18 protein-coding genes are annotated in these 20692 nt (G+C 64.1%); 17 read left to right on the plus strand and 1 reads right to left on the minus strand.

The features are described from left to right. The first annotated feature begins 258 nt into the window (after positions 1-258). From rbfA to MPN20_RS10265, 12 genes are all read left to right on the plus strand, one after another. Positions 259-687, plus strand: coding sequence for a 30S ribosome-binding factor RbfA (rbfA, locus tag MPN20_RS10210; RefSeq protein WP_242781743.1), 429 nt, complete (start codon positions 259-261; stop codon positions 685-687). 127 nt (positions 688-814) lie between these two features. After that, positions 815-1711, plus strand: a complete 897-nt coding sequence (locus tag MPN20_RS10215) for a ligand-binding protein SH3 (protein ID WP_242781744.1) — start codon at positions 815-817, stop codon at positions 1709-1711. 13 nt (positions 1712-1724) lie between these two features. Then, positions 1725-2690 (plus strand): tRNA pseudouridine(55) synthase TruB, encoded by a 966-nt coding sequence (gene truB / locus MPN20_RS10220; protein ID WP_242781745.1) that lies wholly within the window; start codon positions 1725-1727, stop codon positions 2688-2690. A gap of 88 nt (positions 2691-2778) precedes the next feature. Further along, positions 2779-3444, plus strand: a complete 666-nt coding sequence (locus tag MPN20_RS10225; RefSeq protein WP_242781749.1) for a hypothetical protein — start codon at positions 2779-2781, stop codon at positions 3442-3444. Next, complete coding sequence (locus tag MPN20_RS10230) at positions 3434-3805, plus strand: hypothetical protein (protein ID WP_242781751.1); 372 nt, start codon at positions 3434-3436, stop codon at positions 3803-3805. Before MPN20_RS10225 ends, MPN20_RS10230 begins: the two co-directional genes overlap by 11 nt. Before the next feature lie 73 nt (positions 3806-3878). Further along, positions 3879-4817 (plus strand): bifunctional riboflavin kinase/FAD synthetase, encoded by a 939-nt coding sequence (locus tag MPN20_RS10235; RefSeq protein ID WP_242781753.1) that lies wholly within the window; start codon positions 3879-3881, stop codon positions 4815-4817. Between the two features lie 92 nt (positions 4818-4909). Next, positions 4910-5179, plus strand: a complete 270-nt coding sequence (rpsO, locus tag MPN20_RS10240) for a 30S ribosomal protein S15 (RefSeq protein WP_242781755.1) — start codon at positions 4910-4912, stop codon at positions 5177-5179. A gap of 378 nt (positions 5180-5557) precedes the next feature. After that, complete coding sequence (locus MPN20_RS10245) at positions 5558-7786, plus strand: polyribonucleotide nucleotidyltransferase (RefSeq protein WP_242781757.1); 2229 nt, start codon at positions 5558-5560, stop codon at positions 7784-7786. A gap of 68 nt (positions 7787-7854) precedes the next feature. After that, on the plus strand, positions 7855-9195 hold the full coding sequence (locus MPN20_RS10250) for a pitrilysin family protein (protein ID WP_242781759.1): 1341 nt from the start codon (positions 7855-7857) through the stop codon (positions 9193-9195). A 289-nt stretch (positions 9196-9484) separates the two neighbouring features. Continuing rightward, a complete protein-coding gene (locus tag MPN20_RS10255) occupies positions 9485-10111 on the plus strand; it encodes a superoxide dismutase (RefSeq protein ID WP_242781761.1) in 627 nt (208 codons plus the stop codon). 285 nt (positions 10112-10396) lie between these two features. Beyond that, complete coding sequence (dapB, locus tag MPN20_RS10260; protein WP_242781766.1) at positions 10397-11143, plus strand: 4-hydroxy-tetrahydrodipicolinate reductase; 747 nt, start codon at positions 10397-10399, stop codon at positions 11141-11143. After that, positions 11143-11601, plus strand: a complete 459-nt coding sequence (locus tag MPN20_RS10265) for a tetratricopeptide repeat protein (protein ID WP_242781768.1) — start codon at positions 11143-11145, stop codon at positions 11599-11601. The genes dapB and MPN20_RS10265 overlap by 1 nt, the downstream gene beginning before the upstream one ends. Positions 11602-11634: 33 nt before the next feature. On the opposite strand, the gene MPN20_RS10270 is transcribed toward MPN20_RS10265, so the two are convergent. Continuing rightward, the gene (locus MPN20_RS10270) at positions 11635-12912 is read right to left on the minus strand and encodes a heparan-alpha-glucosaminide N-acetyltransferase domain-containing protein (protein ID WP_242781769.1); all 1278 of its coding nucleotides are present in this window, start codon (positions 12910-12912) and stop codon (positions 11635-11637) included. Between the two features lie 104 nt (positions 12913-13016). On the opposite strand from MPN20_RS10270, the gene MPN20_RS10275 reads away from it, so the two are divergent. The 5 genes from MPN20_RS10275 (at position 13017) to aceB (ending at position 20550) form a co-directional block, all read left to right on the plus strand. Continuing rightward, positions 13017-13898, plus strand: coding sequence for a neutral zinc metallopeptidase (locus MPN20_RS10275; protein ID WP_242781771.1), 882 nt, complete (start codon positions 13017-13019; stop codon positions 13896-13898). A 91-nt stretch (positions 13899-13989) separates the two neighbouring features. Continuing rightward, positions 13990-15972 (plus strand): FAD-dependent oxidoreductase, encoded by a 1983-nt coding sequence (locus tag MPN20_RS10280; protein ID WP_242781773.1) that lies wholly within the window; start codon positions 13990-13992, stop codon positions 15970-15972. A gap of 130 nt (positions 15973-16102) precedes the next feature. Then, a complete protein-coding gene (gene dapA, locus MPN20_RS10285) occupies positions 16103-17026 on the plus strand; it encodes a 4-hydroxy-tetrahydrodipicolinate synthase (protein WP_242781775.1) in 924 nt (307 codons plus the stop codon). Positions 17027-17060: 34 nt separating this feature from the next. Then, complete coding sequence (locus MPN20_RS10290; RefSeq protein WP_242781824.1) at positions 17061-18707, plus strand: ribonuclease J; 1647 nt, start codon at positions 17061-17063, stop codon at positions 18705-18707. Positions 18708-18945: 238 nt separating this feature from the next. Further along, the gene (aceB, locus tag MPN20_RS10295; RefSeq protein ID WP_242781777.1) at positions 18946-20550 is read left to right on the plus strand and encodes a malate synthase A; all 1605 of its coding nucleotides are present in this window, start codon (positions 18946-18948) and stop codon (positions 20548-20550) included. Positions 20551-20692: the final 142 nt, after the last annotated feature.

The following is a 20692-nucleotide window of genomic DNA, read 5'->3' on the forward strand; positions in this document are numbered from 1 at the left end:
GGAATAGGCCGATTCCCGCTGCAGGGGAGACCCTGCAATGAGAGAATCGACTCCGGACCTCCTCGGCTAGAAGCTGCGGCAGTTCCGCCGCACCGGCCACGAGTCACACCACACGTCAGTCACACCGGCCACCAGCCACACCAGACACGAGTCACACCGATACCAAGCCACACCAGACACAAGCCAAACCGGCCACCAGCCACACCACACGTCAGTCACACCAGACACGAGTCACACCACACGCAAAAGGAAGACACCATGGCAGATGCAACTCGGGCACGCAAGATCGCTGACCAGATCAAGGTCATCGTCGCCAGCACGATCGAGCGCAGACTCAAAGACCCTCGTCTCGGGTTCGTCACGGTCACCGACGTGCGTGTGACCGGCGACCTGCAGCACGCTTCGATCTTCTACACGGTCTTCGGCGACGGCTCGGACCTCGAGTCCACTGGCCGTGCACTGGAGTCGGCAAAGGGCTTCATCCGGTCAGAGGTCGGCAAGGGTCTGACGATCCGTCTGACTCCGAGCCTCGAATTCATCGCCGATGCCGTCCCTGAGGCGGCAGCCCATCTCGACGGTCTTCTCGCGAAAGCGGCCGAGAACGACGCACGCATCGCGAGCCTCGCCAAGGGCGCAAAGCCCGCCGGTGACGAGGATCCGTACAAGAAGGCCGAGCCGGAAGACTGAGTCGACGCTGCAGAGACTTCGCTCACTGTCGAAAAAAACTTCACGTAACAGTTTTGTTATCTTTCGAGGATGCCTTAGACTTTTTCTGGTAACGAAATGATTACGACTCTGTTAAGGGATTTCTGTATTGGGTAAGCACTCTTCGCCAAAGCCTGGCTTCGCCAAGCAGCTGTTCCGGGATCTGACTCCCGCGAGCAAGCGCTCAGCTGGTCGGCACTCCGCTGATGTGCCATCGACGGCGACCTCCGTTCTGGCCACCGTCAAGCAGCGCCCCGTCGTTGCTGCAATCGCAGTTCCCGCCGCGGCCACCGCGGCTGTCGTCGGTTCGACCGTCGTCATGGGACCTCCTGATACCGGCAATGTTACGACCGAGGCTTCGTCCACAACGCAGGAGCAGTCGAGTCCCTCGGCAGTCAGCCAGGATGAGATCGACGCCAAGCGCGAAAAAGCCGGCGACGAGTACCTCAAAGACATCAAGAACGATCCGAAGTACAAGAACAAGCAGTCGAAGACGACTCTCGATGTGAAGGCTCCCAAGCCCTCACCGAAGGCGGACGCCCAGTCGAGCGGCAAGAAGTCCGCGGCTTCGACGAAGGATTCCGGCTCGTCCGACAAGGGCGGCTCCTCCGACAAAGGCTCCGACTCCGGCAAGGGCTCCGACTCCGGCGTATCGAACGAACCGTGTAGCGTTTCGTCCTCGATTGAGTCCGGTCTCCTCCCGAACGCCGTCAACGGCTACCGTGCTGTGTGTGCGAAGTTCCCCGAGGTCAAGACCTTCGGCGGCCGCCGCCCGGGCTCAGGCAGCTCGGACCACTACACCGGTGAAGCCGTCGACATCATGATCACCGGTTCGACCGGTGATCGGATCGCCGATTACCTGATCAAGAACCAGAGCTCACTCAACGTCAAGTACGTCATCTGGGAGCAGCGCATCTGGATGCCGGGACGCGGCTGGAAGAGCATGGAAGACCGCGGATCAGCGACGGACAACCACTTCGACCACGTTCACGCGTCCTTCAACTGAGCGCGTCCCACTGGTGAGTGATTCTGCGCCTCAGGGCGTTCTCGTCTGCGACAAGGCCCAGGGTCTGACATCCCACGGTGTCGTATCCCGCATCCGCCGCTGGTACGGCACGCGCAAGGTCGGCCATGCCGGCACCCTCGATCCGATGGCCACAGGTGTACTCGTGCTCGGCCTCGGCCGGGGAACCAAACTGCTCGGCTACATCACGGGTGTCTCCAAGACCTATCTGGCGACGATCCGTCTCGGGTCGGCGACTCCCACCGACGACGCTGATTCCGAACCCGACAGGTTCGCCGACCCCGCCGTTCTGGCCGCGGTGGGCACTGCTGACATCGAGGCTGGTGTCGCAGCGCTCACGGGCGACATCGATCAGGTCCCCAGCGCCGTCTCCGCGATCAAGGTCGACGGCCGGCGCTCCTATGCGCGTGTGCGCGCCGGTGAAGAGGTCGAGCTCAAAGCTCGTCGCGTTCAGATTTCGAAGTTCACGATCCGCGACATGCGGTTCGCGGCCGCCGAGGGCCATATCGACGTCGACGTCGAGGTCGACTGCTCCTCGGGCACCTACGTTCGTGCACTGGCGCGCGATCTGGGGGGCCGCCTCGGCGTCCATGGTCATCTCACGGCACTGCGTCGGACCCGGGTGGGGGCCTTCGACATCGCTGATGCGGTGACGATCCCCGCCGACCTCGACACCGATGCGCCCCGGATGCTCTCCCTCGCCGAGGTGGCGCGCACCCTTCTGCCGACGGTGCACGTCGACGCCGCCGAGGCCAAGGCCCTCATGCAGGGCAAGATCATCACCTCAACCCAGGTCTCGGGTGAGGCATCGAACGCGCCTGGCACCGAGGGGCGAGAGACCCGATCGCCGGAATCCGGTGAGGTCGCCGTCATCTCCGGCGACGAGCTGGTGTCGATCGCCGAAATGCGTGCTGACGGTGGCCTGAAGTCCCTGACAGCCTTCGCCATCGACCTCGCCTGATAATCAAGCGATTCACTTGTAATCAAGAAATACAATGAAATATGTTGTATTTGCGGATTCTGTCTGGTGTACTTGAACCATGTACGTCATGACCATCGACCAGCAGGGATCGCGCACGGCTCCCGACGCAGTGCCTGGCCTCCTCGACGCGCTTGCCGACATCGCTACCGTACGTGACTTCGAGCGCACGATCGGCGACGAGATCCAGGGAGTCCTCGACGACGCCGAACAGGTGACTCTGGCTGTGCGGATCATGGCGATGCAGGCCGGATGGCACATCGGCATCGGCATCGGACCGGTGGGGGAGCCTCTGCCGCCCTCGACGGTCGAAGGCAGGGGAGAGGCCTTCTATGCCGCCCGGCGCGCAGTCGAAGCGGCGAAGAACGCGCCCGCTCATCTCGTCGTCGACACCGGTTCTGAGGACGCAGGCGGTGACGGCGGATATCTGGCCGAGGCCGCATTGCGTCTGATGGTCAGAACCATCGACACCATCAGGACCCAGTCGCGGCGCTACATCGCCTACCGACTCGACCATCCCGAGTCCACTCAGACAGACATCGCTGAGCACTTCGACGTCTCCCAGCAGGCGGTCTCGAGAGTTCTGTCTCTCGGCAGCGTCGAGATCATCGCCGGCGGCCAAGCACTGTCGAGCATCCAACTGTCCCAGGCCGACGCTCAGGCAGCGGGGGAGCGCTCCCGCGGATCCCGGGCGGCGCCCCACGCTTCCCAGTCAGGAGACGCCCATGTGGTTTGACGTTCTCATTGCCGTGCTCGCGGCCGTCGTGGCCGCCGCCGGCGGCTACCCCCTCGTCCCGCTGTTTCTGCGGATGACCCATGCCGGGCCAGGCTCGAAGCCCGCCCGTACCGGCAGCGAGGAGATCGAAGTCCTGCGGGGTGGAATGTGGATCGGCATCGTCGAGCGTGCCCTGGTCGCCGGAGCCATCGTCCTCGGCCGGCCGGAGCTGATGGCGATCGTCGTGGCGGTGAAGGGTCTCGGGCGCTTCGCCGAGATCAAATCCTCCGCCGCCGCAGGCGAGAGATTCATCATCGGCACCTTCGTCTCGATCGCGATCGCCGCCCTGGCCGGAGTGCTCGGCTGGGCTGTCGTTGCCTGAAGGGCCTTCGGGTTAGCGCCCGTGTTCATCTCTGAGATAACCTGAGTCGGTGCACGGAAGGAGCAAGCGTCGAGTGGAGCTTTATCACGGACTGAATGAGGTCGGGACCGACGATGTCGGCACCGTCATCACCTTAGGCAACTTCGACGGCGTCCACCGTGGCCACCAAACCGTCCTCCAAGCTGTCGCGGCACGCGCCGCAGAGCAGTCTCTGCGCTCCCTGGCGATGACCTTCGACCCGCATCCGCGCACGGTCCACCGCTCCGCTGAGCCGACGCTGATGATCACGAGTACGGATCAGAAGGCCGCGCTCATCGCCGAGACCGGCATCGATGCCCTGTTCGTCCAGCACTACGACCTCGATTTTGCGGCACAGTCCGCCGAGGACTTCGTGCGCACCTACTTTGTCGAGGCGCTCAACGCCGAACTCGTCGTCGTCGGCGAGGACGTGAGGTTCGGCAAGAACAACGAAGGCACCATCGACACTCTGCGCAGCCTCGGCGAGAAATTCGGTTTCCGGACCGAGACGATCGAAGAGGTCGGACGCGGGGGACGGTATTCCTCGTCCCGGATCCGTGACCAGATCGTTGCCGGTGATGTCGCCGAGGCGGCCGATCAGCTGGGCCGCTATCACCGGGTCGAGGGCACGGTCGTCCACGGCGATGCCCGTGGTCGCGACCTGGGGTTCCCGACGGCGAATCTTTCCGAAGACGCCCAGGGGCTCGTTCCCGCCGACGGTGTCTACGCCGGATGGGCGACGTTCTCGGACGAGGCGCAGGCCTTCCCGGCCGCGATCTCCGTGGGGACGAATCCCACGTTCAAGGGCAACATGCGTCGCGTCGAGGCCTATGTCCTCGACAAGGAATTCGGCGAATTCGACGTCTACGAGCAGCACATGACCCTCGACTTCGTCGCTCGCATCCGCGGTCAGGTGACGTTTACCGGCATGGACGACCTCGTCGTGAAGATGCACGAGGATATTGCCGATGTGCGCGAGGTGCTCCACACCTGATAAACTGAACGTTGCCGTTTTCACCGGCCGCGGTTCGATAGTGCTGAGACTGACATGTCTCGGCGCCGCGCAACGATCAGAAGGAGAACTCCATGGCTCTCAGTACTGCTGAAAAGCAAGAAGTCATCAAGGAATATGCAACTCACGAGGGCGACACCGGTTCTCCGGAGGTCCAGGTTGCGCTGCTCACCCGCCGGATCACCGAGCTCACCGAGCACTTCAAGGATCACAAGCACGACCACCACTCACGTCGTGGCCTGCTGCTCCTCGTCGGCAAGCGCCGTCGTATGCTCAAGTACCTGCAGAAGGTCGAGATCGAGCGTTACCGTACGCTGATCAAGCGCCTCGGCCTGCGTCGCTGATTTCAGCTCGGACCCACTGAGGTCCGGCAGTTCTGATTCGACCGGCTCGCTCGAGTCCGCGTCGGACGCAGACAACGTCAAGCGCCCCACACTCTTCGTGTGGGGCGCTTCGTCGTGTCTGAGGCCGGTGGCACGAGTCTCTCGGGTTTGTCAGGGCAACTGCGGTAGACTTCGAAGTGGACAATCATGCCATGGACGTTTCGGTCCTCGGTAGTGGCTTCCGGAAGGACGCGCGCATTCGAGCGCCGGTTCCGTGGGCCCCGATCGATGACCGGCTTGGATCCATGGGATGTCCAAGTCAGTATCCGCCGGATCGGCGTGGGCTTCCACCCTCCTATCACGAGGGTGTCCGCGCACCGGAACACACAAGGAGAATACGTGGGACTCAACCCTCAATCCGCCGTAGCGCACATTGACAATGGCAGCTTCGGTTCACACACCATCCGCTTCGAAACCGGCCGTCTGGCCCAGCAGGCCGCAGGTTCGGCCATCGCCTACCTCGACGACGAGACCATGCTGCTCTCAGCCACCTCGGCGGGCAAGCACCCTCGTGAGGGCTTCGACTTCTTCCCCCTCACCGTTGACGTCGAAGAGCGCATGTACGCTGCCGGACGCATCCCGGGATCGTTCTTCCGCCGCGAAGCACGCCCCTCGACCGACGCGGTCCTCACCTGCCGCCTCATCGACCGCCCGCTGCGTCCGTCCTTCGTCAAGGGCCTGCGCAACGAGGTCCAGGTCGTCGTCACCGTCATGTCGGTCCACCCCGACCACATCTACGATGCGCTGGCCATCAACGCCGCCTCGATGTCGACCCAGCTCTCGGGTCTGCCGTTCTCCGGCCCCATCGGCGGTGTGCGCATCGCGCTCATCGACGGCCAGTGGGTCGCATTCCCGAACCACTCGCAGCTCGACGATGCCGTGTTCAACATGGTCGTCGCCGGTCGCGTCGTCGGTGACGACGTCGCCATCATGATGGTCGAGGCCGAAGCCACCGACAACGCCATCGACCGCATCAAGACCGGTGCCACAGCACCGACCGAAGAGGTCGTGGCCGAGGGACTCGAAGCCGCCAAGCCGTTCATCCGCGAACTCTGCCGCGCACAGTCCGATCTCGCCGATCAGGCTGCCAAGCCCGCCGTCGAGTTCCCGGTCTTTCGTGACTACGAGGACGACGTCTACGAAGCCGTGCGCGAACTCGCCGAGGCCAAGCAGACCGAGAACTTCCAGATCGCTGACAAGCAGGAACGCGAAGCTGCAGGCGAAGTTCTGCTGTCCGAGCTCTTCGACAAGCTCGGCGAGCGCTTCGCGGGACGCGAGAAAGAGATCGCCGGAGCCCTCAACGCTCTGACCAAGCAGGTCGTGCGCAAGCGCATCCTCACCGAGCAGGTCCGCATCGACGGTCGCGGTCTCAAGGACATTCGTCCGCTGACCGCAGAGACCAACGTCATCCCGCGCGTGCACGGATCGGCGATCTTCGAGCGCGGCGAGACCCAGATCCTGGGCATCACCACGCTGAACATGCTCAAGCTCGAGCAGCAGATCGACTCGCTGTCGCCGGTGAAGTCCAAGCGCTACATCCACCACTACAACTTCCCGCCCTACTCGGTCGGCGAGACCGGTCGTGTGGGCAGCCCGAAGCGCCGCGAGATCGGACACGGTGCCCTCGCTGAGCGCGCACTCGTTCCGGTCCTGCCGAAGCGCGAGGACTTCCCCTACGCGATCCGTGAGGTCTCCGAGGCACTCGGATCCAACGGTTCGACCTCGATGGGCTCGGTCTGTGCCTCGACGCTGGCCATGCTCTCGGCCGGTGTGCCGCTGCAGGCTCCCGTCGCCGGCATCGCCATGGGACTCGTCTCCGACGTCATCTCCACCGACAATGGCGAGCAGACCGCGTACGCGGCTCTGACCGACATCCTCGGTGCTGAAGATGCCTTCGGCGACATGGACTTCAAGGTTGCCGGTACGCGTGACTTCATCACTGCGATCCAGCTCGACACGAAGCTCGACGGCCTTCCCGCCTCGGTGCTGGGTGCCGCGCTCAAGCAGGCTCACGAAGCTCGCATGGTCATCCTCGACGTCATCGCCGAGGCTATCGACGCTCCGGCTGAGATGGCACCGACCGCACCGCGCATCATCTCGGTCAACATCCCCGTCGACAAGATCGGTGAGGTCATCGGCCCCAAGGGCAAGATGATCAACCAGATCCAGGAAGACACCGGGGCTGACATCAGCATCGAAGACGACGGAACCGTGCTCATCGGCGCTACCGATGGACCGGCCGCCGAGGCTGCTCGTTCGATGATCAATGCGATCGCCAACCCACAGGTTCCCGAGGTCGGCGAACGCTACCTCGGAACCGTCGTGAAGACGATGAGCTTCGGCGCATTCGTCTCCCTGACACCGGGCAAGGACGGCCTGCTGCACATCTCCGAGCTGCGCAAGCTCAACGATGGCAAGCGCGTCGAGGACGTCGAGGACGTCGTCGGTGTGGGCCAGAAGATTCAGGTCGAGATCACGAAGATCGACGATCGCGGCAAGCTGTCGCTCTCGCCGGTCGGCGATGACTCCGACGAGTCAGACCAGTCCGATGAAGGATCAGACAACTGATCCTCACAGACTCACACACCGGGGAGGACAGCCGAATCGATCGGTCTGTCCTCCCCGGTGGTTTAACGGTGACCACTGAACACATGCCCGGACTGGCTTCGGAGACGATCGGTGTCTGGGTCGCAGCGGGCTCGCGCGATGAGGAGATCGGCACTGCCGGATCGACTCACTTCCTCGAACACATGCTCTTCAAGGGCACGGCGACGAAGGACGCGAAGTCGATTGCTGCGGCCTTCGACCGCACCGGCGGGGATTCCAACGCCATCACGGCCAAGGAGCTCACCTGCTACTACTCCAGGTGCCTCGTGACGGATCTGCCCGACATCACAGCGCTGCTCGTCGATATGGTCTCGAACTCTCGCCTCGACGAGGAAGAGTTCGAACGTGAACGCGGCGTGATCATCGAGGAGCTGGCGATGTCAGCCGATGACCCCGGTGATGTGCTCTTCGATGACTTTGACGCACTCGTCTTCGGCCCGCACCCTTTGGCGCGCCCGGTCGGGGCGACGAAGGACCAGATCCGCGTGCTGGGCCACCACACCCTGCTCGAGCACTATTCGACGACGTATGTCGCGCCTCGGCTGGTGGTCGCTGCTGCTGGTGGTGCCACGCATGACGAGGTCGTGGCAATGGTCGAGGCTGCGCTGGTCGAAGCTGAGGCAACCGGGACCGGTTTGGCCGGAGCCGAAGCCGGAGCCGAAGCAGCTGGGGCTGGAGCATCCGGCACTGAAGCGTCCAGCACCGGGCTGTCCGGCACCGGGCTGTCCGGCACCGGTACCTCGGCGCGAATCGCGGATCGTCTGCATGAGACGCGGGCGAGTCGTGAACTGCCCACCTTCCATTCGGGGCGTTCGCACACGATCAAGGACACCGAGCAGTTGGGCATTCTGCTCGGCTGCGAAGGCCTCGAAGAGGGGCATCCGGATCGTTTCGTCTATTCGGTGCTGCTGACGATGCTCGGCGGCGGAATGTCGTCGCGGCTGTTCCAGAGCGTCCGTGAGGAGCGTGGACTGGCCTACGCCGTGAACTGCGCAGCCAGCCAGTTCACCGACTTCGGAACATTCGGGATCTATGCCGGGTGTACGCCGGAGAATGGTCAGGCTGTTGTGGATCTGGCCCTGGCGGAGTGGGACAGGTTGGCGCAGAGCGCGCCGAGCCAATCCGAGCTGGATGAGATCGTCTCGCAGCTGTCAGGATCGATGGTCCTCGGCCTCGAGTCCTCTGCCGCGCGGATGAACCGATTGGCCAGGTCCGAGATCTTCGGAATCCCGCTCGAAGCACCACTGGACCTCATCAACCGCGTTCGGTCGGTCACAGCCGATCAGGTGCAGACGATGGCCGGTGAGCTGCTGGCACGGCCACGGGCCCTGTCATTGATCGGTCCGCAGGCCAGCGTCGAACTGTCCTGAGGACGAGACGTCTGAACTGTCCTGAGGACGAGACGTCTGAACTGTCCTGAGGACGAGACCGCTCCGGGCCGAACCTGCCGAGCAGGGAGGACCTGATGTTCGGATGCGAGGCGCGCCGCTGTGAACCAGCTGCGCGCCTCGCACCTTTCCGACAGCCTTTTCCGAGGTCACTTGGCGTCATCTGGAATAGTCCTCACGATTACCGTGTTGTCCGAGATGAGACCCTGCTATAGGGTCGAAATGAAGCCGCCGACATTGGCGGACATCAATTCTCTTCAGGAGGAATTTCATGGCTGAGCAGTATGTCCTTCCGGAACTGCCCTACGACTACTCCGCACTTGAGCCGCACATCTCGGCTCGCATCATGGAGCTGCACCACGACAAGCACCACGCAACCTACGTCAAGGGCGCCAACACCGCCGTTGAGCAGTTGGCTGAAGCCCGCGAGAGCGGCAACCTCGCCAGCGTGCCGAAGCTGACTCGCGACCTCGCGTTCAACCTCGGCGGACACGTCAACCACTCGATCTTCTGGAACAACATGTCTCCAGACGGTGGCGACAAGCCGGTCGGCGAGCTCGCAGCGGCCATCGACGACCAGTTCGGTTCGTTCGACAAGTTCCGTGAGCACTTCACCACGGCAGCCACCACGATCCAGGGCTCCGGCTGGGCCGTCCTCGTCTACGATCAGCTCGGTGGAAACCTCTTCATCGAACAGCTCAAGGACCAGCAGTCGGACATCCAGCTCGGCGGAACTCCGGTTCTCCAGCTCGATATGTGGGAGCACGCCTTCTACCTCGACTACCAGAACGTCAAGCCTGACTACGTCAAGGCCTGGTGGAACATCGTGAACTGGGCAGACGCCGGTGCATGCTTCGACCGCGCAGTGGCTCAGACCAAGGGTCTGCTCCTCGGCTGATCAGCGACACTGATCGTCGAAGCGCACAGTAGCTTCATTCCGACGGCGGTTCGGCACCCACGCAGGGTGGCCGGGCCGCCGTCGGCGTTTGCGCAGAGGGGCGAGTCGAAGCTGGCAACCCTTCCGTCATCGAGCAACCAGTCTGCACGTTGCTCGATGACGGAAAGGTTGCTGAGGCTGGGGCGTGCCGGCTATCGACTGTCTGTCGCGCCACCTGGTGAGCGGCGGGCGCGGGGGAGTCGTTAGACTGGCCTGCGGAGATCGTCGAGCAAGGAGTCAGAGGATATGAGCATTCGCGTAGCCGTCATCGGAGCTAAGGGCCGGATGGGATCCCAGGCCGTCGATGCGATCAACGAGGCTGACGGGCTCGAACTCGTCGCCGCGCTCGGCAGCAGCGATTCGCTGGAGACCCTGCTGGAGCAGAACGTCGACGTCGCCGTCGAACTGACAGTGCCGAAGTCCACTGAGGCCAACGTGCGCTTCCTCATCGAACACGACATCGACACCGTCGTGGGCACCACCGGTTGGACGGCCGAGAGCCTCTCCGGCCTCGAAGACCTCCTCACCGCACACTCGGACACCGCTGTCCTCATCGCCCCGAACTTCTCGATCGGCGCGGTCCTGGCGATGCGCTTCGCCGAGCTGGCGGCACCGTATTTCGACTCCGCCGAGGTGGTCGAGATCCACCACACCCGCAAACTCGACGCCCCATCCGGCACAGCCAACCACACCGCCCAGCGGATCGCGGCCGCCCGCAAGGATGCTGGTCTTCCGGCAGTGCCCGACTCCACCGAGTCCGACCCGCAGGGCGCCAGGGGTGCAGTCATCGACGGCATCCACGTCCACGCCATCCGCCAGCAGGGCATGAACGCCTCCGAGGAGATCCATTTCGGGTCCGACGGCGAAGCCCTGACGATTCGCACGGACTCGCACTCCACCTCGGCGTTCATGCCGGGCATCGTCACCGCGGTCCGGTCGATCGACGGATACACGGGGCTCATCCACGGCCTCGAGAACATGCTCGACCTCTGATGTCGAAAGGCAAGATCGGGGCGATCGTCGTCTCCGTCGTACTCGTCTTCTACTTCGCCATCATGGGACAGCGTGCGTGGATCCTCGTGCGGGAACCGGATCTAATTCCTCGTCTCATGGGTGCCGCACTCTTCGTGCTGCCCATCATCGGCGCATGGACGCTGATCGTCGAACTCATGTTCGGCGCGCGCACGGAGAAACTTGCCCGCATCCTCGGGGCAGAGGGCGGACTGCCAGTCGACGACCTGCCGCGCACACCCGGCGGGCGCATCATCCGCGAAGCTGCCGATGAGGAGTTCGGAAAGTACCAGGCTGAAGCCGAGGCCGCTCCCGAGGACTGGCGCTCATGGTTCCGGCTCTCCTGCGCTTACGACGCGTGCGGTGACCGGAAGCGTGCCCGCTCGACGATGCGCAAAGCCATCAGCCTCTACCAGGCAGGCGTCAAGCAGGCGTCCTGAGGGCCGACTATTCGCCCCGCGCATCTCGCGCGGCTACTCGCCCCGCGCATCCCGCGCATCCCGCGCATCCCGCGCATCTCGCGCGGCAGGCAGCGCGGCAGGCACCGGCGTGGCAATTCTGATGATCGCGGCGATCCCCGACTCCAAGGGTCCGCGCGAGCTGACGGCGACCTTCCACCCGAGCGCGAGCATGACGAACACCGCCACATGGATGAGGAGCTCGCTCATCTGAGCGCCGCTCGTGCCCTCACCTGACGCCGATGTCCCCAGCGCCCAGGGGCGGGTCATTTCGAGCAGGACGACGTGGCCGGAATACACACTCAACGGCATGGAACCCGGTGCACTCAACGGCGCGAGCACCCACGTCCGCCGGTCCAGCAGCATCACGATCGCCTGACAGGCGACGATGGCCGTCACAGCCGTCCCTGCCGTCGAGAGCAGATCGAACGGCGTCCCCGAATGCGGACCCGCGATCGCCAACCACCACCACGAGGTCGTCGGAGTGACCCCGTAGCTGCCGGTGAACAGCGCCGCTTTGAGATCCGTCCCGTACAGCTGCGACACCCGCACCAGGGCAGAACCGCCGCCGGCGAAGGTGAGCAGCAGCCACGAGACGCCTCTGCCCAGCAGGATCAATCCGAGCCCGGCAGCGAAGAGTGACATCAGGTGCCTGGCGATCTCGACCTTCGCCACAGCCATGCCCAACAGAATGAAGGACAGCCACTGCAGGATCGGGTAGTAGCCGGTCAGCAGCAGTTCGCGCAGCATCGCCGCAGGCGTCGCCAGATCGAAGAACGACATCGACAGGTACTCGGATTCGAGCCCGAGCTCGCTGCGGATGAGCATCGAGATGACAGGGCTGAGGACCATCCACGCCAGGGAGATGACGAAAAGGGTCCGCGCCCGCAGACGCAGGAACAGCACAGCGATCGCAAACATGACGCCGTAATTGACGAGGATCACCGCGAGCAGACCCGACACCGTGCCCAGGCACAGTCCGATGAGGACGATCGCCGCAGCTCGGATGAGCACGCTCGGCGCGGTATCGCGCAGACGCCCGGACACCAAGAGCCGCGAGCGCGTGGACAGCACCAGGGAGCATCCGGCCAGAACAGCGAACAGCGCCGAGGCGCGACCGGCGAAGACCGCGGCCCACGTCGGCATCCCGTCGGCATCGGAGAGAGCGATGATGTGGGTGATCATCATAGCGAATAGGGCGATCCCGCGGGCGACGTCGAGGGCGATGAGCCGTCCGGGAGGGGCCAGTCGTCCCAGGACCGTCGCCGAGGCGGTGGGGCGGTGAGTGCTCATGGAACGATTCTCACACGGTCGGGTCGCCCTCCGCTGGAGGCCATCCCAACCGTGATCGGCTCGCATCCGCTCCATCGCCGCGATCGCGTTGTATCTTTATGGCTATGACCTTCAATCCGAATGCTGACATCAGCAGCCACAAGACGAGTCGACGGGGACGCAACACGGCCATCGTCGGAGGCGGCGGCATCGGCGTCGTCGGACTCCTCGTCTTCCTCATCGGCCCGCTCCTCGGCGTCGACGTCACCGGACTCATGGGCGACGGCCTGGGCGGGGGCGACCAGGGATCGCAGTCTTCGAACGGGCAGAGTCTGGCCCAATGCGACACTGGCGAAGACGCCAATGCGTCCACGGACTGCCGGATGGCCGGAGCCCAGGTTGTCCTCGACGACTACTGGGAACAGCACGTCGACGGCTACCAGCCGCCTCAGCTCACCGTCGTCGACGGTCAGACCTCGACGCAGTGCGGCACCGCCTCGAACGCGGTCGGCCCCTTCTACTGCCCACCCGAGCAGGGCGTCTACATCGACCCCACCTTCTTCGATCTCATGCGCGACCAGTTCGGCGCCTCGGCGGGAGAGCTCGCGCAGCTCTACATCGTGGGCCACGAATGGGGCCACCACATCCAGAACATCACCGGCACGATGAGCGACCACCCGAACGACGGCACCGGAGCCGCGAGCAACAGCGTGCGCACCGAACTTCAGGCCGACTGCTACGCCGGTGCCTGGCTGGGCGACGTGACCACGCTGACGGATGACAACGGCACCCCTTACCTCGAAACTCCCACCAAAGCGCAACTCAAGGATGCGCTCAACGCGGCCTTCGTCGTCGGCGATGACCACATCCAGGAACAGTCCGGCTCGGTCAATCCGGAGAGCTTCACCCACGGTTCGAGCGAGCAGCGTCAGAAATGGTTCAGCGCCGGATACGAAGAGGGTCTCGGCAGCTGCGACACCTTCAAGCCCTCGGGTCGCGACCTCTGACCGGGCGGTCCGGCTGCTGTCCCTAACCATCTGAGAGGCATCGTGATACAGATGGTGGGTCAGGCATTCTCCACCTACATCTAGGACGATGATGTCCCAATTGTTCCCGCACCTGTTCGAACCCATCACTCTGGGGCCTCGCACGATCCGCAATCGCATCGTCTCCTCGGGCCACGACACGGTTCTCGACGATCACGGGAGCATCGGCGAGGACCTCATCGCCTATCACCAGGCGCGGGCGGCCGGAGGCTGCGGACTCATCGTCCTCCAGGTATCGGGCGTACACGAGACCGCCCGGTACACGAACCATGTGCTCATGGCCACCGACGACTCGGCGGTGGCCGGATACACGTCCGTCGCCGAGGCGGTCCACCGTCACGGTGCGACCATCTTCGCCCAGCTCTTCCACCCGGGGCGTGAGGTCATGGACGGAGAGCGCGGAATGGCTCCCCGCGCAGTGGCTCCCAGCGATGAACCGCAGGAACGCTTCTCGCTCGTTCCAGAGGCCCTGAACACCGCGACGATCAAGGACATCATCGCCGGGTACGCTGCGGCCGCGAAACGCATCACCGATGCGGGAATCGACGGCGTCGAGATCGTGGCCAGCCACGGGTATCTGCCCATCCAGTTCTTCAATCCGCGCATCAACACCCGCACCGACGAATACGGTGGCAGTCCGGCCAATCGTCGTCGCTTCCTCGCCGAGGTGGTCGCCGGGGTCCGTGCGGCAGTAGGACCTGACGTCGTGGTGGGCCTGCGGATCTCGGGGGAGGAGAAGACCGAGGACGGGCTCGTCGCCGCCGAGGTCCTCGACCTCATCGAGCATCTCGACGCGCTGACGACCGGGGGCACAGACTGCCTCGACTACTTCTCGATCACCGCCGGAGACTCCTCGACCCTGCAGGGAGCCGTGCACATCGTGCCCTCGATGCAGATCGCAGCCGCGTATGCGGCGAATCTGTCCGAGCAGGTCAAGAAGATCACCGACAAACCGGTCATGGTCGCCGGCCGGATCAACCAACCGCATGAGGCGGAGAGGGCGATTGCCGAGGGCCGGACCGATATGGCGGTCATGACCCGGGCCATGATCTGCGACCCGGAGATGGCGGGCAAGGCCCAACGCGACGCCGTCGACGAGATCCGCGCCTGCATCGGCTGCAACCAGGCGTGCATCGGCCACTTCCAGCAGGGTGTGCCCATCTCCTGCATCCAATATCCGGAATCGGGCCGAGAGCGCACGTTCCTGCCGCGGCCGAGCGTACGCACCCGACGACGGATCCTCGTCATCGGCGGGGGACCGGCCGGGCTCAAAGCCGCAGCGGTGGCAGCCGAACAGGGCGATGACGTCGTTCTCTGCGAACGCGAGCCCCACCTCGGCGGGGCCGTTCTGCTGGCGCAGATGCTGCCCTATCGTTCCGAGTTCGGGGGAGCCGCGACGAACCTGAGCGCCGAGGCGCAACGGGCCGGCGTGGACATCCGCACCTCGACCCCGGTGACCCAGACGATCGTCGACGAGATCGCACCTGAGCATGTGATCATTGCCACCGGGGCGAGGCAGCGGATGCCGCACCTCGAGATCGACGACGACGCCGTCGTCATCGGGGCCAGGGACTATCTGAGTACGGAACCGGACCTGCCGCGCGGCCGGATCCTCGTCACCGATTGGAAGGGGGACTGGATCGGGTTGGGCATCGCGCTGCGTCTGGCCGAGGCTGGAACGCGGGTGACCTTGGCCACCGCTGCGAACTTCGCAGGAGCCGCGATCCAGCAGTACACGCGGACCCTGCTGGTGTCCCAGGCGCTGCGGGCAGGCGTCGACTTCCTCAACGATGCCCGTCTGGTCGGAGTCGACGGCCAAACCGGCTATCTGCAGTCGACGCTGTGTGAGATCGTGCACGAAGTCGACGGGATCGCTGCCACGGTCGTCTCCGGAGCGCCACGATCGGTGACGCCCGATCTGGACTTCGGGCGCGCCTCGGTGCGGACCATCGGCGACGCTGTGGCCCCGCGAACCGTGGAGGAAGCGGTGTTCGAGGGGCTGACGGCGGCGAGCGCGCTGGCCGAAGTCGTCTGAGGAGCTGGTGCAGGAGCGGGGCGCGCAGTCGCGTGCGAGGTCGGGTGAGTCAGATGCCGACATACAATCGACCGGTGGCGCGCGCATGGCCGCTGCGGCAGTCGTGGACTTCGGGCGGTATCCTTGAACCATGGCGATTCTCGGTGACAGCGCAGCGACTGCTGCAATAGATGCTTTCGGTACCGTCGGCACGGCTATGGTGACGCCGTTCAAGGACGATGGAAGCATTGACTATCCGGCTGTGGAGAAGGTGGCGAGCCACCTCGTCGATATGGGCAACGACATGCTCGTGGTGTCGGGAACCACCGGCGAATCACCGACGACGACCGACGATGAGAAAATCGAACTCCTCCACGTCGTGCGCGGCGTCGTCGGCTCACGAGCCAGGATCATCGCCGGTGCCGGCAACAACGTCACCGCGCACACGATCGACCTGAGCCAGCGCTCGGCGGCGGCCGGAGCCGATGGCATCCTCATCGTCACCCCGTACTACTCGAAGCCGACCCAGCCGGCGATCGCAGCCCACATGCGTGCGGCCGCGGATTCGACCGACCTGCCCGTCATGCTCTACGACATTCCCGGACGTTCGGGAGTGCCGATCACCACGGCGACTCTGCTCGAACTCGCAGACCATCCGAACATCCTCGCGGTCAAGGACGCGAAGGGCGACCTCTTCGCCTCGATGCAGGTGATGAACCATTCGTCACTCGTCTACTACTCAGGTGAAGACGCGCTCAACCTGCCGCTGCTGTCCATCGGCGCCCTCGGCGTCGTGTCGGTGGCCGGGCACGTGTGCACCGACAAGTTCGCCGCCATGGTCAAGGCCGTGGCCGACAACGATCTGAGTACAGCCCGCGCGCTCGCATTCGAAACCGCAGACATGGTCGACGCGCTCATGAATCACATGCCGGGTGTCCTCTCGGCGAAGGCCGCATTGCAGGCCCAAGGAATACTTGACAACCGCGGTACGCGATTGCCGCTGCTCCCAGCAGATGAGGAACAGATGGCATTCGTGACCGCCCAATTGACCAGGAGTGGTTACCTCAGTGAATAATGCATTGACCCAAGAACTCAAGCTGCCGCCGAAGATGGATCGGGAAGCGGTCCGCATCGTCGCTCTCGGCGGACTCGGCGAGGTCGGTCGCAACATGACCGTGTTCGAGTACCACGGCAAACTTCTCATCGTCGACTGCGGCGTGCTCTTCCCTGAAGAGGACCAGCCGGGCGTCGACCTCATCCTCCCTGACTTCTCGTACCTCGATGATCGTCTCGACGACATCGTCGGACTCGTCCTGACCCACGGGCACGAAGACCACATCGGTGCAGTGCCCTACCTGCTGCGCCGCAAGGGCGATATTCCGATCCTCGGGTCGAACCTGACGATCGCGCTCATCGAGGCCAAGCTCAAAGAACACCGGATCAAGCCGATCACCCGCGTGGTGAAAGAAGATGACGTCGATCAGCTGGGTCCCTTCGACCTCGAATTCGTCGCCGTCAACCACTCGATCCCCGACGCGCTCGCCGTCTTCATCCGCACCGGCGCCGGCAACATCCTCCACACCGGTGACTTCAAGATGGACCAGCTGCCGCTCGACGGCAGGATCACGGACCTGCGTGCCTTCGCCCGCCTCGGCGAGGAAGGCGTCGACCTGTTCATGACGGACTCGACGAACGCCGAGGTCCCCGGGTTCACCGCTCTGGAAAAGGACATCGGGCCCGTCCTCGAGAACCTCTTCGGCCACGCTGAACGACGGATCATCGTCGCCTCGTTCTCCTCGCACATCCACCGCGTGCAGCAGGTGCTCAACGCCGCTGATGCGCACGGCCGCAAGGTCGCTCTCGTCGGCCGGTCGATGGTGCGCAACATGAAGATCGCCGAGGACCTCGGTTACCTCAACGTGCCGAAGGGTGCGCTCATCGACATCAAAGAGGTCGACAAGCTGCCCGACGACCAGGTCGTGCTCATGTGCACCGGTTCGCAGGGTGAGCCGATGGCCGCGCTCTCGCGCATGGCCAACCGCTCCCACCGCGTCGAGGTGGGCGACGGCGACACCGTCATCCTCGCCTCCTCGCTCATCCCCGGCAACGAGAACTCCGTGTTCAAGGTCATCAACGGCCTGATGAAGCTCGGTGCCCGTGTCATCTCGAAGGCCGATGCGAAGATCCACGTGTCCGGCCACGCCTCCGGCGGCGAGCTGCTCTACTGCTACAACATCGTCCAGCCCCGCGGCGTCATGCCTGTCCACGGAGAATGGCGGCACATGCTGGCCAACGCCAGGCACGCCGAGGCGACCGGAGTCGATCCGAACAACATCGTCCTCGCTGATGACGGTTGGGTTGTCGACCTCAAGGACGGCCACGCCGAGGTTGTGGGTGCAGTGGACTGCAACTTCGTCTTCGTCGACGGCTCGTCTGTCGGTGAGATCACCGAGGCGGACCTCAAGGACCGTCTCGTGCTCTCGGGCGAAGGCTTCGTCACGATCTTCATGGCCATCAACAGCCAGTCCAAGTCGCTCATCGCCGGACCCGAGATCCACGCCCGCGGTGTGGCCGAGTCCGACGACGTTTTCGACTCGATCATGCCGAAGGTCACGAAGGCCGTCGAGGATGCCCTCAAGGACGGAAACACCGACCAGTACCAGCTCCAGCAGGTCGTGCGCCGCACGGTCGGGCGCTGGGCGTCATCGAAGCTGCGTCGCAAGCCGATGATCGTGCCGATGGTCGTCATCGTCTGAGTTACCCGGTCATCGAATTGCCGCCCGCGGTGCGCCCTCTCCTGGGTGCCTGCGGGCGGTTTTCGTTTCGCTGACGGCTCGTCTCACGACGGGAGAGGGGTTTGACGAGAGGTGCGTCACGTCCTATTCTTTCGGTGTGTGAACAAACAATTTCACGATGCGAAAGTTTCGCAGGCAAAACCCCGTTGCCCAGCGATCAGCGACGCACCGTAGAGGTGCTGACTAAGGAGAACGACCGATGACTGCACAAATTGAGAGCTTGGACATCCCAGCAGGCATGGAGATCACCGGAGAGCTGCCGGACGGGGCAGAGAAGGTGCTCACCCCCAAGGCACTCGAACTCATCGCAGAACTGCACCGCAAGTTCAACGGAACCCGACTCGAGCGTCTGGAAGCCCGCAAGGTGCGCCAAGCCGAGATCGCAGCCGGCGCGAACCTCGACTTCCTTCCCGAGACCGCCGAGATCCGCAATGACCCGAGCTGGCAGGTCGCACCGCCGGCTCCCGGCCTCGAAGACCGCCGCGTCGAGGTCACCGGCCCCACGTACAAGAAGATGACGATCAACGCGCTGAACTCCGGCGCCAAGGTGTGGTTGGCCGACCAGGAAGACGCGAACACCCCGCAGTGGGACTCGGTCATCGGCGGCCAGATCAACCTGCTCGACTCCCTGAACCGCGAGATCGACTTCACCTCACCTGAGGGTAAGTCGTACACGCTGGCCCCCGACGAGGAGCTGCCGACGATCGTCGTGCGTCCTCGCGGCTGGCACATGCCGGAGAAGCACATCCGCATCGACGGCGAAGAGACCTCGGGTTCGCTCGTGGACTTCGCTCTCTACTTCTCCACTGCAGGGCAGATCCAGATCGAGAAGGGCAAAGGCCCGTACTTCTACCTGCCGAAGATGGAGTCGCACCTCGAGGCTCGTCTGTGGAACCAGGTCTTCGACCATGCCGAGGATGCCTTCGGCCTGGCTCGCGGCACGATCCGCGCGACCGTGCTCATCGAAACTTACCCCGCGGCCTTCGAGATGGAGGAGATCCTCTACGAACTGCGTGAGCACTCCTCGGGACTCAACGCCGGTCGCTGGGACTACATCTTCTCCGTGATCAAGAACTTCCGGTCCCGCGGCTCCGACTACCTGCTGCCTGACCGTTCGGATGTCACGATGACGGTGCCGTTCATGCGCGCCTACACCGAACTCCTCGTGCACACCTGCCACAAGCGCGGTGCTCACGCGATCGGCGGCATGAGTGCCTTCGTGCCTTCGAAGGACAAGGACGAGAACGAAGCTGCGTTCAGCAAGGTCCGCGAAGACAAGTCCCGTGAGGCCAGCAAGGGCTTCGACGGCTCCTGGGTGGCCCACCCCGGTATGGTCTCCCTGTGCAAGGAAGTCTTCACCGAAACGCTGGGCGAGAACCCCAACCAGATCGAGAACAAGCGCGAGGACGTCTCCGTGACCGCGGCAGATCTCCTCGATGTGAAGTCGACCCCGGGCTCCATGACGGAGAAGGGACTGCGCACCAATATCAATGTCGGCATCCAGTACCTGCGCGCCTGGCTCGAGGGCAACGGCGCCGTGGCCATCCATGGACTCATGGAGGATGCGGCCACCGCTGAGATCTCGCGTTCGCAGGTCTGGCAGTGGATGGACGCCGGAGTCGAACTCGACACCGGAGTCACCGTCACCGGCGACCTCGTGCGCCAGATCGTGGCCGAAGAGGTCGCAAAGCTGCCCGGTGAGGAATCCGATTGGAAGGACGCCACGGACACCTTCCTGTCCGTGGCCGTGGCCGACGAATACGTCGACTTCCTCACCCTGCCGGCCTACGCCCGCATGCCCTGATCCGATCTGGGTCAGGAGTCTCACCACGCAGAACGTCTCCGAAAAATGTGCTGCAGAGCACATTTTCGGGGACGTTCTTCGTTAAGCTCGTGGACAACGATGCAAAGGTGCAGAAGCACAGCGACGTGACAGTGCAACTCGG

The organism is Brevibacterium sp. ZH18, from assembly GCF_022748595.1.
In the GTDB taxonomy this organism is placed as follows: Bacteria; Actinomycetota; Actinomycetes; order Actinomycetales; family Brevibacteriaceae; genus Brevibacterium.